At 64.4% G+C, this 14896-nt stretch carries 15 protein-coding genes; all 15 read left to right on the top strand.

Features of this window, described 5'->3' with window-relative positions:
• The first annotated feature begins 63 nt into the window (after positions 1–63).
• A complete protein-coding gene (gene mnmE / locus ACYJP6_RS02160) occupies positions 64–1425 on the top strand; it encodes a tRNA uridine-5-carboxymethylaminomethyl(34) synthesis GTPase MnmE (protein ID WP_144961076.1) in 1362 nt (453 codons plus the stop codon).
• A 444-nt stretch (positions 1426–1869) separates the two neighbouring features.
• Positions 1870–3762 carry a tRNA uridine-5-carboxymethylaminomethyl(34) synthesis enzyme MnmG gene (gene mnmG, locus ACYJP6_RS02155; RefSeq protein ID WP_459472985.1) on the top strand — a complete coding sequence of 631 codons (1893 nt, stop codon included), beginning with the start codon at positions 1870–1872 and terminating at the stop codon, positions 3760–3762.
• Positions 3762–4406: a 16S rRNA (guanine(527)-N(7))-methyltransferase RsmG gene (rsmG, locus tag ACYJP6_RS02150; RefSeq protein ID WP_459472983.1), complete on the top strand. Its 645-nt coding sequence runs from the start codon at positions 3762–3764 to the stop codon at positions 4404–4406. The genes mnmG and rsmG overlap by 1 nt, the downstream gene beginning before the upstream one ends.
• Positions 4407–4414: 8 nt before the next feature.
• Positions 4415–5209, top strand: a complete 795-nt coding sequence (locus tag ACYJP6_RS02145) for a ParA family protein (RefSeq protein WP_459472982.1) — start codon at positions 4415–4417, stop codon at positions 5207–5209.
• Between the two features lie 9 nt (positions 5210–5218).
• Complete coding sequence (locus ACYJP6_RS02140) at positions 5219–6091, top strand: ParB/RepB/Spo0J family partition protein (protein WP_459472980.1); 873 nt, start codon at positions 5219–5221, stop codon at positions 6089–6091.
• 146 nt (positions 6092–6237) lie between these two features.
• Positions 6238–6642, top strand: a complete 405-nt coding sequence (locus tag ACYJP6_RS02135; protein ID WP_459472978.1) for a F0F1 ATP synthase subunit I — start codon at positions 6238–6240, stop codon at positions 6640–6642.
• Between the two features lie 16 nt (positions 6643–6658).
• Entirely contained in the window at positions 6659–7522 is an 864-nt protein-coding gene (gene atpB / locus ACYJP6_RS02130; protein WP_459472976.1) for a F0F1 ATP synthase subunit A, read from the top strand.
• 139 nt (positions 7523–7661) lie between these two features.
• Positions 7662–7919: a F0F1 ATP synthase subunit C gene (gene atpE / locus ACYJP6_RS02125; protein ID WP_003097235.1), complete on the top strand. Its 258-nt coding sequence runs from the start codon at positions 7662–7664 to the stop codon at positions 7917–7919.
• A 55-nt stretch (positions 7920–7974) separates the two neighbouring features.
• Positions 7975–8445 carry a F0F1 ATP synthase subunit B gene (locus ACYJP6_RS02120; RefSeq protein ID WP_058761368.1) on the top strand — a complete coding sequence of 157 codons (471 nt, stop codon included), beginning with the start codon at positions 7975–7977 and terminating at the stop codon, positions 8443–8445.
• Positions 8446–8457: 12 nt separating this feature from the next.
• Positions 8458–8994: a F0F1 ATP synthase subunit delta gene (locus ACYJP6_RS02115; protein WP_007160121.1), complete on the top strand. Its 537-nt coding sequence runs from the start codon at positions 8458–8460 to the stop codon at positions 8992–8994.
• Positions 8995–9012: 18 nt separating this feature from the next.
• Complete coding sequence (gene atpA / locus ACYJP6_RS02110; protein WP_145008227.1) at positions 9013–10557, top strand: F0F1 ATP synthase subunit alpha; 1545 nt, start codon at positions 9013–9015, stop codon at positions 10555–10557.
• A 48-nt stretch (positions 10558–10605) separates the two neighbouring features.
• Complete coding sequence (gene atpG / locus ACYJP6_RS02105; protein WP_059228661.1) at positions 10606–11469, top strand: F0F1 ATP synthase subunit gamma; 864 nt, start codon at positions 10606–10608, stop codon at positions 11467–11469.
• 30 nt (positions 11470–11499) lie between these two features.
• Entirely contained in the window at positions 11500–12876 is a 1377-nt protein-coding gene (atpD, locus tag ACYJP6_RS02100) for a F0F1 ATP synthase subunit beta (RefSeq protein ID WP_140219704.1), read from the top strand.
• Between the two features lie 38 nt (positions 12877–12914).
• Positions 12915–13340 carry a F0F1 ATP synthase subunit epsilon gene (locus tag ACYJP6_RS02095; protein WP_007160117.1) on the top strand — a complete coding sequence of 142 codons (426 nt, stop codon included), beginning with the start codon at positions 12915–12917 and terminating at the stop codon, positions 13338–13340.
• A gap of 155 nt (positions 13341–13495) precedes the next feature.
• The gene (glmU, locus tag ACYJP6_RS02090) at positions 13496–14863 is read left to right on the top strand and encodes a bifunctional UDP-N-acetylglucosamine diphosphorylase/glucosamine-1-phosphate N-acetyltransferase GlmU (RefSeq protein WP_459472970.1); all 1368 of its coding nucleotides are present in this window, start codon (positions 13496–13498) and stop codon (positions 14861–14863) included.
• The last annotated feature ends 33 nt before the right edge of the window (positions 14864–14896 follow it).

Below are 14896 nucleotides of genomic sequence, written 5' to 3'. Positions count from 1 at the left end.
CCCCGCTCACGTTATCCACACGACGCCCCTTGATTGGGGCGTCGTGCTTTCTGGAGGATCGTCATGTCCCTGCCTTCCGACAGCATCGCCGCCATCGCCACCGCCACCGGGCGCGGCGGGGTCGGCATCGTCCGCGTCTCCGGGCCGCTGGCGGCGCCCCTGGCGCGTGCGATCTGCGGCCGCGAACTGCCGCCGCGGCATGCGCACTACGGTAACTTCCTCGCCGCCGACGGCAGCGTGCTGGACGCCGGCATCGCGCTGTTCTTTCCCGGGCCGAATTCCTTCACCGGCGAAGACGTGCTGGAGCTGCAGGGCCATGGCGGCCCGGTGATCCTCGACCTGCTCCTGCGCCGCACCCTGGAAGAAGGCGCACGCCTGGCCCGCCCGGGTGAATTCAGCGAGCGCGCCTTCCTCAACGACAAGCTCGACCTGGCCCAGGCCGAAGCCATCGCTGATCTCATCGAGGCCAGTACCGAACAGGCGGCACGCAATGCCCTGCGCTCGCTGCAGGGCGAGTTTTCCCGGCGGGTGGAAAGCCTGGTCGAGCAGCTCATCCGCCTGCGGATCTACGTCGAGGCGGCCATCGACTTTCCGGAAGAGGAGATCGACTTCCTCGCCGATGGTCGGGTCCAGGGCCTGCTGGAGGGCGTCCAGGCCGAACTGCACCAGGTCCAGCGCGAAGCCAACCGCGGCGCCCTACTGCGCGACGGCATGACCGTGGTAATCGCCGGCCGCCCCAATGCCGGCAAGTCCAGCCTGCTCAATGCCCTGGCCGGGCGTGAGGCCGCCATCGTCACCGACATCGCCGGCACCACCCGCGATGTCCTGCGCGAACATATCCACCTCGACGGCATGCCGCTGCATGTGGTCGATACCGCCGGCTTGCGCGACACCAGCGACCGGGTCGAGCAGATCGGGGTCCAGCGCGCCCTGGATGCCATTGCCGGCGCCGACCGGGTGCTGCTGGTGGTGGACGCCAGCGCTCCGGAAGCCCGGGATCCCCAGGCGCTCTGGCCGGAACTGCTCAGCACCCGGCCGCCGCTGGACAAGCTGACGGTGATCCGCAACAAGGCCGACCTCACCGGTGAGCCCACCGGGCTGCTGGCGACCGAGCCGGTCGAGATCAGTCTCAGCGCCACCGATGGCGCCGGTATCGAAGCCCTGCGCGAGCATCTCAAGGCCTGCATGGGCTTCGAACAGACCACCGAAGGCGGCTTCAGCGCCCGCCGCCGCCATCTGGATGCCCTACAGCGGGCCGCCAGCGCCCTGGACCACGGCTATCGCCAACTCACCCTGGCCGGCTCCGGCGAGCTGCTGGCCGAAGACTTGCGCCAGGCCCAGCAGGTGCTTGGCGAGATCACCGGCGCCTTCAGCTCCGACGACCTGCTCGGGCGCATCTTCTCCAGCTTCTGCATCGGCAAATAGCCTCCCTTCCGCCGTTCCCGGCCTGTGCAACGCAGGCCTTGGCTGTCCTCATCTCCCCTTTCCAGAGCCCTGTTGATAACCCTGCCTGAGGTCTGCCCATAAATCGGTGCACGAACTGTCCATGACTGGCGTTGTGGATAAGCGGGTAAAGGGTCCACAGGATGCTGAGAGCTTGTATTCATCCACAGCACAGGACACACACCAGGTTCAAGTTGTCCCCAGGTCAGGGCTGCCAAGGGCTGCAAAGGCTTATCCACAGCGAAGGGCCTGCATATACATAAGCTCTATATCAGTCCTTTTAAACATTTCTTCCCTATTGTTTATATTGAGCGTCTGCGCTGCCGACTGGTCATTTTTTGGCCAGGACCTCTTCTGCAAGCGGAGTCCAAGCCTTATACTTGCCGGCTTTCCTTCGAATTCCTGCCAACAGGCACGAGGTGCGTGGTGGACTTTCCTTCCCGTTTCGACGTCATCGTGATCGGCGGCGGCCATGCCGGTACCGAAGCGGCCCTGGCGGCCGCTCGCATGGGTGTGCGCACCCTGCTGCTCACGCATAATGTGGAAACTCTCGGCCAGATGAGCTGCAACCCCGCCATCGGCGGCATTGGCAAGAGCCATCTGGTCAAGGAGATCGATGCCCTGGGCGGCGCCATGGCCGCGGCGACGGATCTCGCCGGCATCCAGTTCCGTATTCTCAACAGCCGCAAGGGACCTGCCGTCCGCGCTACCCGCGCCCAGGCCGATCGCGTGCTGTACAAGGCGGCCATCCGCTATACGCTGGAAAACCAGCCGAACCTGTGGATATTCCAGCAGGCCTGCGACGATCTCATCGTCGAGGGCGATCGCGTCGCCGGCGTGATCACCCAGATGGGCCTGAAATTCCATGCGGACAATGTGGTACTGACTGCCGGGACCTTCCTCGGTGGTCTTATCCACATCGGCCTGCAGAACCACAGCGGTGGACGCGCGGGTGATCCGCCGGCCATCGCCCTGGCCCAGCGCCTGCGTGAATTGCCGCTGCGCGTCTCGCGGCTGAAGACCGGCACGCCGCCACGCATCGATGGCCGTTCGGTGGATTTCTCGGTGATGACCGAGCAGCCGGGGGACACGCCGCTGCCGGTGATGTCCTTCCTCGGCAATCGCGAGCAGCATCCGGCGCAGGTCAGCTGCTGGATCACCCACACCAATGCGCGCACCCACGACATCATCCGCGCCAACCTGGATCGTTCGCCCATGTACTCGGGCGTGATCGAAGGGGTAGGGCCGCGCTACTGTCCGTCCATCGAAGACAAGATCCACCGCTTCGCCGACAAGGACAGCCACCAGGTCTTCCTCGAACCCGAGGGCCTGACCACCCACGAGCTCTATCCCAACGGCATCTCCACCTCGCTGCCCTTCGATGTGCAGCTCGAGGTGGTGCGCTCCATGCGCGGCATGGAGAACGCCCATATCCTGCGACCCGGCTACGCCATCGAATACGACTTCTTCGATCCGCGGGATCTCAAGTACAGCCTGGAGACCAAGGTCATTGCCGGCCTGTTCTTCGCCGGCCAGATCAATGGCACCACGGGTTACGAGGAAGCCGGTGCCCAGGGCCTGCTGGCCGGCGCCAACGCCGCGCTGCGCGCCCAGGGCCGCGAGGCCTGGTGTCCGCGCCGCGACGAGGCCTACCTCGGCGTGCTGGTGGACGACCTCATCACCCTGGGCACCCAGGAGCCCTACCGGATGTTCACCTCGCGTGCCGAATACCGGCTGATCCTGCGCGAGGACAACGCCGACCTGCGCATGACCGAGAAGGGCCGCGAGCTGGGCCTGGTGGACGATCAGCGCTGGGCGCTGTTCGAAGCCAAGCGTGAAGGCATCGCCCTGGAAGAACAGCGCCTCAAGGCGACCTGGATCCGTCCGGGCACCCCCCAGGGCGCCGCGGTGGCCGAGCGCTTCGGCACGCCGCTGAACCACGAATACAACCTGCAGAACCTGCTGGCCCGGCCGGAGATCGATTACCCCGGGCTGATGGCCGCGGTGGGCGAGACGCCGGCCGAGGCCCAGGTCGCCGAGCAGATCGAGATCAAGACCAAGTACGCCGGCTACATCGATCGCCAGCAGGACGAGATCCAGCGGCTGCGCGCCAGCGACGCCGTGGCGCTGCCGGCCGAACTCGACTACGCCAGCATCTCCGGCCTGTCCAAGGAGATCCAGCACAAGCTGAGCCAGGCCCGTCCGGAAACCCTGGGCCAGGCCTCGCGCATTCCGGGGGTGACCCCGGCGGCGGTCTCGCTGCTGCTGATCCACCTGAAGAAGCGCAGCGCCGGCCGCAGCCTGGAGCACAGCGCCTGATGGCCAGCGCGATCCAAGCCAAGGAACTGCGCCAGGGCGCCGAGACCCTGGGGGTGGCGCTGTCCGCAGTCGTGGAAGAGCAACTGCTGGGCTACCTGGACCTGCTGGTCAAGTGGAACAAGGCCTACAACCTCACCGCGGTGCGCGATCCGGGCGAGATGGTCTCGCGACACCTGCTGGACAGTCTCAGCATCGTCCCCCACGTGGTGAACGGACGCTGGCTCGACGTCGGCAGCGGCGGCGGCATGCCGGGCATTCCCTTGGCGATCCTCTTCCCCGACTCGCGCTTCACCCTGCTCGATAGCAACGGCAAGAAGACCCGCTTCCTGACCCAGGCCAAGATCGAGCTGGGCCTGGACAATCTCGAGGTGGTCCACGCCCGCGTCGAGGCCTTCCAGCCGGCCACGCCCTTCACCGGCATCGTCTCGCGGGCGTTCAGCGCCATCGACGACTTCGCCAACTGGACGCGGCACCTGGGCGACGACCAAACACAGTGGCTGGCGATGAAGGGGCTGCACCCCGACGACGAGCTGGCCAAGCTACCAGCGGATTTCCGGGTTGCGGCGGCGCACGTCCTCGCGGTTCCCGGTTGCCAAGGCCAGCGGCACTTGCTGATACTGCGCCGCACGATTGGAGAGGGGTAAGGCGGTACATGGCCAAGGTTTACGCGATAGCCAACCAGAAGGGCGGGGTGGGCAAGACCACGACGTGCATCAATCTCGCCGCTTCCCTGGCCGCCACCAACCGGCGCAAGGTGCTGCTGATCGACCTCGATCCCCAGGGTAACGCCACCATGGGCAGCGGGGTGGACAAGCACGCCCTGGAGCATTCGGTGCTCGACGTCCTCACCGGGGCCTGCGGCCTGCTGGACGCCATGCACTTCTCCGAGCACGGCGGCTACCAGCTGCTGCCCTCGAACCGCGACGTCACTGCCGCGGAAGTCGAGCTGCTGGAATTGCCCGGGCGCGAAAGCCGCCTGCGCGACGCCCTGGCGCCGGTGCGGGACAACTACGACTACGTGCTGATCGACTGCCCGCCGTCGCTGTCGATGCTGACCATCAACGGCCTGGTCTCCGCCGATGGCGTGATCATCCCCATGCAGTGCGAGTACTTCGCCCTGGAAGGCCTGACCGACCTGATCGGCAGCATTCAGCACATCGCCCAGCGGCTCAATCCGCAGCTGAAGATCGAAGGCCTGCTGCGCACCATGTTCGATCCACGCATCGGCCTGGCCAACGACGTCGCCGCTCAGCTCAAGCAGCACTTCGGCGACCAGCTGTACGAAACCATCATTCCGCGCAACGTCCGTCTGGCCGAGGCGCCCAGCTACGGGATGCCCGCCCTGGTCTACGACAAGAGTTCCAAGGGGGCCGCGGCCTACCTGGAGCTGGCCAGCGAGCTGGTCAAACGTCAGCGCAAGGCGGCTCGCACCGCCAAGACTGCCTAAGGAATCCCCATGGCTGTGAAGAAACGAGGACTGGGCCGCGGCCTCGATGCCCTGCTCGGCGGTGCCAGCGTCAAGGTCCTGCAGGAGCAGGCCGCCGCCACACCGGTCAGCGAGCTGCAATCGCTACCGGTGGACATCATCCAGCGCGGCAAGTACCAGCCGCGCCGGCACATGGATCCGGCCGCCTTGGAAGAGCTGGCCAACTCCATCCGCGTCCAGGGGCTGATGCAACCCATCGTGGTGCGCGCCATCGGCGAGGGTCGCTACGAGATCATCGCCGGCGAGCGCCGCTGGCGTGCCAGCCAGCAGGCGGGGCTGGACCGTATCCCCGCCCTGGTCCGCGACGTGCCCGACCAGGTCGCCATCGCCCTGGCGCTGATCGAAAACATCCAGCGGCAGAACCTCAACCCGCTGGAAGAGGCCATGGCCCTGCAGCGGTTGCAGGACGAATTCGAGCTGACCCAGGCCCAGGTGGCCGAGGCGGTCGGCAAGTCGCGCTCGGGTGTGACCAACCTGCTGCGCCTGCTGGCCCTGGCCGAAGAGGCCAAGGAACTGCTGGCCAAGGGTGAGCTGGAAATGGGCCATGCCCGGGCGTTGCTCGGCCTGCCCAAGGCCCGCCAGGCCGAAGGGGCGCGGCACGTTGTCGCACGGGGGCTGACGGTCCGCCAGACCGAGGCCCTGGTCCGCCAGTGGCTCAGCGGAGCGGAAGCGGGCGAGAAGGCCGCGGTGGTGGATCCCGACATCAGCCGGCTGGAGCAGCGTCTGGCCGAACGTTTGGGCGCCAACGTGCAGATTCGCCATGGCGAGAAGGGCAAGGGGCAACTGGTGATCCGCTATACCTCTTTGGACGAACTTCAAGGCGTACTGGCGCACATTCGCTGACACAAATGCCTGCAAGGCTGGGCGGCAATCTGTCCGGGGTGGCTTGAACCCCTCCGGACGCGCCCCTATACTTTGCCCGCTTTTTGTCGGCACAAAGCATGCCAGTGAAAACAACTATTAAGCCGACACCAGAGGACTTCGAGCCGATGGAGCGCCGCACGCCCAAACGCCTGCCCTTCCATCACCAGCCTGCCTTTCGCCTGCTGCTCGTCCAACTGGCCGTCGCGTTGTGTGCCGCCGTTGTCTTGTCTTGCTTCGTCGGTAAGGTCGCCGGGTATTCCGGATTGTTGGGCGGGCTGATTGCCTGGCTGCCCAATCTGTATTTTTCGTTCAAGGCGTTCCGCTATCGCGGCGCCCATGCCGCCCAAGCCATCGTCCGCTCTTTCTACGCGGGCGAGGCGGGCAAACTGATTCTCACGGCAGTGCTCTTTGCACTGACGTTTGCCGGGGTAAAACCGCTTTCGGCTCCTGCACTGTTCGGCGTCTACCTGTTGACGCTGATGGTCAATGCCGGCGCGCCCCTGCTACTGAAAAAACCGACTAGACCTTAAGGCATTCGAGGCACACATGGCAGCAGACTCCGCTTCGGGCTACATCCAGCACCACCTGCAGAACCTGACCTATGGTATGCACCCGGTGAACGGCTGGAGCTTCGCCCACACCCCCGCTGAAGCTAAGGAAATGGGCTTCTGGGCCTTCCACCTGGATACCCTCGGCTGGTCGGTCGTGCTGGGTCTGATCTTCCTGGTGCTGTTCCGCAGCGTCGCCAAGAAGGCCACCAGCGGTCAGCCCGGCGGTCTGCAGAACTTCGTCGAGGTGCTGGTCGAGTTCGTCGACGGCAGCGTCCGTGACACCTTCCATGGCAAGAACGCCCTGATCGCGCCCCTGGCCCTGACCATCTTCGTCTGGATCTTCCTGATGAACCTGATGGACCTGGTGCCGGTGGACTGGCTGCCGTCCTTGGCCGGCATGCTGTTCGGCGAGCACACCTACTTCCGCGTGGTGCCGACCACCGACCCGAACGCCACCCTGGGCATGGCCCTGTCGGTGTTCGCCCTGCTGATCTTCTACAGCATCAAGATGAAGGGCATCGGCGGCTTCTTCGGCGAGCTGACCCTGCACCCCTTCAGCAGCAAGAACATGCTGCTGCAGATCATCCTGATCCCGGTCAACTTCCTGCTCGAATTCGTCACCCTGATCGCCAAGCCGATCTCGCTGGCGCTGCGACTGTTCGGCAACATGTATGCTGGCGAGCTGATCTTCATCCTCATCGCCATCATGTTCGCCAATGGCGTGGCGCTGGGTGGCCTGGGCATCGTGCTGCAGTGGGCGTGGGCGGTGTTCCACATCCTCATCATCACCCTGCAGGCCTTCATCTTCATGATGCTGACCATCGTCTACCTGTCGATGGCGCACGAAGAAAGTCACTAAGGAATGGCCCCCGGGCGCTGCTGACGGCGCCCGGAGGCGGTTCTGCCGTGAGTCCCGGCGGGCCCTGTCCGCCGGGTAACTTGGGAAAACTTTTTCGCTTCAACCTTAACCAAGACGACTAAAAAAGTCGGGAGGAAAGATGGAAACTGTAGTTGGTTTGACCGCGATCGCCGTTGCTCTGCTGATTGGCCTGGGCGCTCTGGGTACCGCCATTGGCTTCGGTCTGCTGGGTGGCAAGTTCCTCGAAGGCGCCGCTCGTCAGCCGGAAATGGTTCCGATGCTGCAAGTCAAGATGTTCATCGTCGCCGGTCTGCTCGACGCCGTGACCATGATCGGTGTTGGTATCGCCCTGTTCTTCACCTTCGCTAACCCCTTCGTTGGTCAGATCGCCGGCTGATCACCCTCCCGGGTGTAGGCAGGACTGATGGACAACGAACGAGCGAGGTGTTGGCGTGAACATTAATGCAACCCTGATAGGCCAGTCCGTTGCCTTCTTCATCTTCGTGCTCTTCTGCATGAAGTACGTGTGGCCGCCGATCATCTCGGCGCTGCGTGAGCGTGAGAAGAAGATTGCCGATGGCCTTGACGCTGCCAACCGCGCGGCTCGTGATCTGGAAGTGGCACAGCAGCAAGCCAACCAGAAAGTGAACGAAGCCAAGGGCCAGGCAGCCGAGATCATCGAGCAAGCCAACAAGCGTGCCGCTCAGATCGTCGAGGACGCACAGGCCAAGGCCCGTGCCGAAGGCGACCGGATCAAGGCGCAGGCTCAGGCGGAAATCGAGCAGGAAATCAACAGCGCGAAGGACGCCCTGCGTGCTCGCGTCGGCGTGCTGGCCGTGGCCGGCGCCGAGAAGATCCTCGGATCGACCGTTGATGCCAATGCTCATGCCCAGTTGGTCGACCGACTGGCAGCGGAAATCTAAGCGAGGCCACCAATGGCAGAACTGAACACGCTGGCCCGGCCCTATGCCAAGGCGGCTTTCGAGTTCGCACAGTCCCAGCAGCAGCTGACCCAATGGTCGGCCGCGCTCGGACTGCTCGCCGCGGTATCCCAAGATGGGACCGTGCGCCAGCTGCTTCAGCAGCCGCAGTTGACTGCGGACGCCAAGGCCGGATTGCTCATCGACGTATGTGGCGATCAGCTGGATGCACAGTCCCAGAACTTCGTTCGGACCGTGGCAGAAAACAACCGGATCGACCTGTTCCCGGCCATCGCCGAGATCTACGAGGCGTACAAGGCCGAGCAGGAAAAATCCATCGAGGCGGAAGTCACCAGTGCTTTCGCCCTGAGCGACGAACAGCAAGACAAACTCGCCAAGGCTCTCAGCGCAAGGCTAGGTCGACAAGTGCGACTAAATGCATCCGAGGATGCGAGCCTGATCGGTGGTGTGGTTATCCGCGCCGGCGACTTGGTAATCGATGGCTCCGTTCGCGGCAAGCTCGCGCAACTGGCCGAAGCGTTGAAACCTTGAGTTTGAAGGGGCAGTAGCATGCAGCAACTCAATCCTTCCGAAATTAGTGAAATCATCAAGGGTCGCATCGAGAAACTCGACGTGACCTCGCAAGCCCGCAACGAAGGCACCATCGTCAGCGTCTCCGACGGTATCGTGCGGATCTTCGGTCTGGCCGACGTCATGTACGGCGAAATGATCGAATTCCCCGGCGGCATCTACGGCATGGCACTGAACCTGGAGCAGGACTCCGTCGGCGCCGTGGTCCTGGGTAGCTACCTGGGTCTGGCCGAAGGCATGAGCGCCAAGTGCACCGGCCGCATCCTGGAAGTCCCGGTCGGTCCGGAACTGCTGGGCCGCGTCGTCGACGCCCTGGGCAACCCCATCGATGGCAAAGGTCCGCTGAACGCCAGCGCCTCCGACGCCGTCGAGAAGGTCGCACCGGGCGTGATCTGGCGTCAGTCGGTCGACCAGCCGGTGCAGACCGGCTACAAGGCCGTCGATGCCATGATCCCGGTTGGCCGCGGTCAGCGTGAGCTGATCATCGGTGACCGTCAGATCGGCAAGACCGCCATGGCGATCGATGCCATCATCAACCAGAAGAACAGCGGCATCCGCTGCGTCTACGTCGCCATCGGTCAGAAGCAGTCGACCATCGCCAACGTGGTGCGCAAGCTGGAAGAGAACGGCGCTCTGCACAACACCATCGTGGTGGCAGCCAGTGCGTCCGAATCGGCGGCCCTGCAGTTCCTGGCACCCTACTCGGGTTGCACCATGGGCGAATACTTCCGCGACCGCGGGGAAGACGCCCTGATCGTCTATGACGATCTGTCCAAGCAGGCCGTAGCTTATCGCCAGATCTCCCTGCTGCTGCGTCGTCCGCCGGGCCGTGAAGCCTATCCCGGCGACGTGTTCTATCTCCACAGCCGTCTGCTCGAGCGCGCCTCCCGCGTCTCCGCCGACTACGTCGAGAAGTTCACCAACGGCGCCGTGACCGGCAAGACCGGCTCGCTGACCGCGCTGCCGATCATCGAGACCCAGGCCGGCGACGTGTCCGCCTTCGTTCCGACCAACGTGATCTCCATCACCGACGGCCAGATCTTCCTGGAAGCCGGCCTGTTCAACTCGGGCATCCGCCCGGCGGTCAACGCCGGTGTCTCGGTATCCCGTGTGGGTGGTGCGGCCCAGACCAAGATCATCAAGAAGCTGTCCGGCGGTATCCGTACCGCGCTGGCCCAGTACCGTGAACTGGCGGCCTTCGCCCAGTTCGCCTCGGACCTGGACGAAGCCACCCGCAAGCAGCTCGAGCATGGTCAGCGCGTCACCGAGCTGATGAAGCAGAAGCAGTACGCGCCCATGTCCATCGCCGAGATGTCCCTGAGCCTGTACGCTGCCGAGCGTGGTTTCCTGAGCGACGTGTCCCTGGACAAGATCGGTAGCTTCGAGCAGGCCCTGATCGCCTACTTCAACCGCGATCACGCCGACCTGATGGCCAAGATCAACGTGAAGGGCGACTTCAACGACGAGATCGACGCCGGCATCAAGGCGGGAATCGAGAAGTTCAAGGCCACGCAAACCTGGTAAGCCGCGACGGGGGCGCCAGCCCCCGTTTGCCAACCCGATAGGTGTCACATGGCAGGCGCAAAAGAGATTCGCGGCAAGATCGCGAGCATCAAAAGCACACAGAAGATCACCAGCGCCATGGAAAAGGTTGCGGTCAGCAAGATGCGTAAGGCCCAGGCCCGCATGGCTGCCAGCAAGCCTTATGCCGAGCGCATCCGCGCTGTGATCGGCCACCTGGCCAACGCCAACCCCGAGTACCGCCATGCCTTCATGGTGGAACGCGAGGTCAAGCGCGTCGGTTACATCGTGGTCAGCTCCGATCGGGGTCTGGCCGGTGGTCTGAACACCAACCTGTTCAAGGCTCTGGTCCGCGACATGAGCGACCAGCGCGGCAAGGGTGTGGAAATCGATCTGGCGGTGATCGGGGCCAAGGGTGCCTCCTTCTTCCGCAGCTTCGGCGGCAACGTGGTCGCGGCCATCAGCCACCTCGGCGAAGCCCCGGCGATCGGCGATCTGATCGGCAGCATCAAGGTGATGCTGGATGCCTACCTGGACGGCCGTATCGACCGTCTGTACGTGGTGTCCAACGTCTTCGTCAACACCATGACCCAGAAGCCGACCATCCAGCAGCTGGTTCCGCTGGTGCCGACCGAGGGCGGTGAGCTGCAAGGCAAGCACTGGGACTACCTCTACGAGCCCGACGCCAAGACCCTGCTCGACGGTCTGCTGGTGCGCTACGTGGAATCCCAGGTGTACCAGGCCGTGGTCGAGAACGCTGCCAGTGAACAGGCCGCGCGGATGATCGCGATGAAGAACGCCACCGACAACGCCGGCGATCTCATCAAGGAGCTGCAGCTGGTCTACAACAAGGCTCGCCAGGCTGCGATCACCCAAGAAATTTCGGAAATCGTCGGCGGCGCCGCCGCGGTCTGACGGACAGCTTAAACATTCGAGGAACGCGAAATGAGTAGCGGACGTATCGTACAAATCATCGGCGCCGTGATCGACGTGGAATTCCCGCGCGACGCGGTACCGCGCGTCTTTGACGCCCTCAAGGTGCAGGGTGCCGAAACCACCCTGGAAGTCCAGCAGCAGCTGGGCGACGGCGTGGTCCGTACCATCGCCATGGGTAGCACCGAAGGCCTCAAGCGTGGCCTGGACGTGGGCAACACCGGCGAGGCCATCAAGGTCCCGGTCGGCGTCAAGACCCTCGGCCGCATCATGGACGTGCTGGGCAACCCCATCGACGAAGCCGGCCCCATCGGCGAGGAAGAGCGTTGGGAAATCCACCGCAAGGCCCCGTCCTATGCGGAGCAGGCCGGTGGTAACGATCTGCTGGAAACCGGCATCAAGGTCATCGACCTGGTCTGCCCCTTCGCCAAGGGCGGCAAGGTCGGCCTGTTCGGCGGCGCCGGCGTGGGCAAGACCGTCAACATGATGGAGCTCATCCGTAACATCGCCATCGAGCACAGCGGTTATTCCGTGTTCGCCGGCGTGGGCGAGCGTACCCGTGAAGGGAACGACTTCTACCACGAGATGAAGGACTCCAACGTTCTGGACAAGGTCGCCCTGGTCTATGGCCAGATGAACGAGCCGCCGGGCAACCGTCTGCGCGTGGCCCTGACCGGCCTGACCATGGCCGAGAAATTCCGTGACGAAGGCCGTGACGTCCTGCTGTTCGTCGACAACATCTACCGCTACACCCTGGCCGGTACCGAAGTGTCCGCGCTGCTGGGTCGTATGCCGTCCGCGGTGGGCTACCAGCCGACCCTGGCCGAGGAGATGGGTGTCCTGCAGGAGCGCATCACCTCCACCAAGCTGGGTTCGATCACCTCCGTCCAGGCCGTCTACGTACCTGCGGATGACTTGACCGACCCGTCCCCGGCGACCACCTTCGCCCACCTGGACGCCACCGTGGTTCTGTCCCGTGACATCGCCTCCCTGGGTATCTACCCGGCGGTCGATCCCCTGGACTCCACCTCGCGCCAGCTGGACCCGAACGTGATCGGCCAGGAGCACTACGACACCGCTCGCGGCGTCCAGTACGTGCTGCAGCGCTACAAGGAGCTGAAGGACATCATCGCGATCCTGGGCATGGACGAACTGTCCGAGTCCGACAAGCAGCTGGTATCCCGCGCTCGTAAGATCCAGCGCTTCCTGTCCCAGCCGTTCTTCGTGGCCGAAGTCTTCACCGGTTCGCCCGGCAAGTACGTGTCCCTCAAGGACACCATCGCCGGCTTCTCCGGGATTCTGCGCGGTGACTACGATCACCTGCCGGAGCAGGCGTTCTACATGGTCGGCAGCATCGACGAAGCCATCGAGAAAGCCAAGAAACTGTAACTGCCGCGCCCGGCGACGGGCGCTCTTAGAGGCACGCTATGGCCAAGACAGTCCAATGCGACATCGTCAGCGCGGAAGGGGAAATCTTCTCCGGCGCGGTGGAGATGATCATCGCCCACGGCCACCTGGGTGATCTGGGTATCGCCCCGGGCCATGCGCCGCTGCTCACCGATCTGAAGCCGGGCCCCATTCGCCTGGTCAAGGCCGGGGGTGCCGAGGAGGTGTTCTACATCTCCGGCGGTTTCCTGGAAGTGCAGCCGAATGTCGTCGAAGTGCTGGCCGATACCGCCAGCCGCGCCGGTGACATCGACGAGGCTGCCGCTCTGGAAGCCAAGCAGCGCGCCGAGGCAGCACTGAGCGACAAGGGCACGGAGTTCGACTACACCGCTGCCGCCACTCAGCTCGCCGAAGCCGCCGCCCAGCTGCGCACCATCCAGCAGCTCAAGCGGCAGGCCAAGCGCTAAGCGCAAGGTCAGGCTGTAACGACAAGGGTAGCTTCGGCTACCCTTTTCTTTTGTCGCCCGAAAAGTGGCGCGAAACATTCCGCATGGTCGTCGCACCTGGGTGCTTGTTGCCCTCGCTCGCCGGCCCCTCTCTTTCTCCTGTCTCCGAGGTTCCGATGTCCCTGGAAATCGTCATCCTGGCTGCTGGCCAGGGCACCCGCATGAGATCCGCTCTACCCAAGGTGCTGCATCCCGTGGCCGGTCGCAGCATGCTGGGGCATGTCCTCGACCGCGCCCGCGAGCTGGCGCCAAAGGGTATCCACGTCGTGATCGGCCATGGCGCCGACCAGGTTCGCCAGCAGCTGGCGGCGGACGACGTGAGCTTCGTGCTCCAGGCCGAGCAGCTCGGTACCGGGCATGCGGTGGCCCAGGCGGCGCCGGCGCTGACGGCGGAGCGGGTGCTGATCCTCTATGGCGATGTGCCGCTGATCCAGACCGAGACCCTGCAGCGCCTGCTGCAGCAGGTGGATGACCAGCATCTCGCGCTGCTGACCGTGGAACTGGACGATCCCACCGGCTATGGCCGCATCCTCCGCGACGGCGAGGGGCGGGTGACCGCCATCGTCGAGCACAAGGACGCCAGCGAGGCCCAGCGTGCCATCCGCGAAGGCAACACCGGTATTCTCGCCGTCCCCGGTCACCGCCTGGCGGATTGGCTGGGCCGGCTCTCCAACAGCAACGCCCAGGGCGAGTACTACCTGACCGACGTCATCGCCCTGGCGGTGGCGGACGGCCTGACCATCGCCACCAGCCAGCCGGCGGATGCCATGGAAGTCCAGGGTGCCAACGATCGCCGGCAACTGGCGCAACTGGAGCGTCACTACCAGCTGCGCGCTGCCGAGCGCCTGATGTTGCAGGGCGTGACCCTGCTGGACCCGTTGCGCTTCGACCAGCGTGGCCAGGTCGAGGCCGGGCGGGATGTCTCCATCGACATCAATGTCATCCTCGAAGGCCGAGTGGTGCTGGAAGACGGCGTGGTGATCGGCCCGAATTGCGTGATCAAGGACAGCGTCCTCAAGCGCGGTGCCCTCATCAAGGCCAACAGCCATCTGGACGGCGCGGTGGTCGGGGAGGGCGCCGACGTCGGTCCCTTCGCCCGGCTGCGTCCTGGCAGCGAGCTGGGCAGCAAGGCCCATGTGGGCAATTTCGTCGAGTTGAAGAACGCCCATCTGCAGGACGGCGCCAAGGCCGGCCATCTCACCTACCTGGGCGACGCCAGCATAGGCGCGGGCAGCAACATAGGCGCAGGCACCATCACCTGCAACTATGACGGGGCCAACAAGTTTCGAACCGAAATTGGCGCGGATGTTTTCGTTGGTTCCAACAGCTCGCTGGTGGCTCCGGTCACCTTGGGTGAAGGGGCTACCACGGCGGCAGGATCGGTCATCACTGCCGATGTTCCGGCGGCCGCGCTGGCGCTGGGCCGTGCCCGCCAAGTCAACAAGGTGGGTTGGCAGCGCCCGAAGAAGGCACCCAAGGCTTGACGAATGTCTGCTATTAGGTTTTGATTCGATCCA

The organism is Pseudomonas sp. No.117 (genome assembly GCF_054558395.1).
The sequence above is the reverse complement of the archived record's forward strand: the minus strand, read 5'-3'. Positions and strand labels throughout refer to the sequence as shown.

What these genes read in the sequence shown, in the direction of transcription:
- mnmE (WP_144961076.1), top strand. Translation starts at nt 64, where the DNA reads ATGTCCCTGCCTTCCGACAGCATCGCCGCCATCGCCACCGCCACCGGG.
- atpG (WP_059228661.1), top strand. Translation starts at nt 10,606, where the DNA reads ATGGCAGGCGCAAAAGAGATTCGCGGCAAGATCGCGAGCATCAAAAGC.
- rsmG (WP_459472983.1), top strand. Translation starts at nt 3,762, where the DNA reads ATGGCCAGCGCGATCCAAGCCAAGGAACTGCGCCAGGGCGCCGAGACC.
- ACYJP6_RS02140 (WP_459472980.1), top strand. Translation starts at nt 5,219, where the DNA reads ATGGCTGTGAAGAAACGAGGACTGGGCCGCGGCCTCGATGCCCTGCTC.
- atpD (WP_140219704.1), top strand. Translation starts at nt 11,500, where the DNA reads ATGAGTAGCGGACGTATCGTACAAATCATCGGCGCCGTGATCGACGTG.
- ACYJP6_RS02095 (WP_007160117.1), top strand. Translation starts at nt 12,915, where the DNA reads ATGGCCAAGACAGTCCAATGCGACATCGTCAGCGCGGAAGGGGAAATC.
- ACYJP6_RS02115 (WP_007160121.1), top strand. Translation starts at nt 8,458, where the DNA reads ATGGCAGAACTGAACACGCTGGCCCGGCCCTATGCCAAGGCGGCTTTC.
- atpA (WP_145008227.1), top strand. Translation starts at nt 9,013, where the DNA reads ATGCAGCAACTCAATCCTTCCGAAATTAGTGAAATCATCAAGGGTCGC.
- atpB (WP_459472976.1), top strand. Translation starts at nt 6,659, where the DNA reads ATGGCAGCAGACTCCGCTTCGGGCTACATCCAGCACCACCTGCAGAAC.
- ACYJP6_RS02145 (WP_459472982.1), top strand. Translation starts at nt 4,415, where the DNA reads ATGGCCAAGGTTTACGCGATAGCCAACCAGAAGGGCGGGGTGGGCAAG.
- ACYJP6_RS02135 (WP_459472978.1), top strand. Translation starts at nt 6,238, where the DNA reads ATGGAGCGCCGCACGCCCAAACGCCTGCCCTTCCATCACCAGCCTGCC.
- glmU (WP_459472970.1), top strand. Translation starts at nt 13,496, where the DNA reads ATGTCCCTGGAAATCGTCATCCTGGCTGCTGGCCAGGGCACCCGCATG.
- atpE (WP_003097235.1), top strand. Translation starts at nt 7,662, where the DNA reads ATGGAAACTGTAGTTGGTTTGACCGCGATCGCCGTTGCTCTGCTGATT.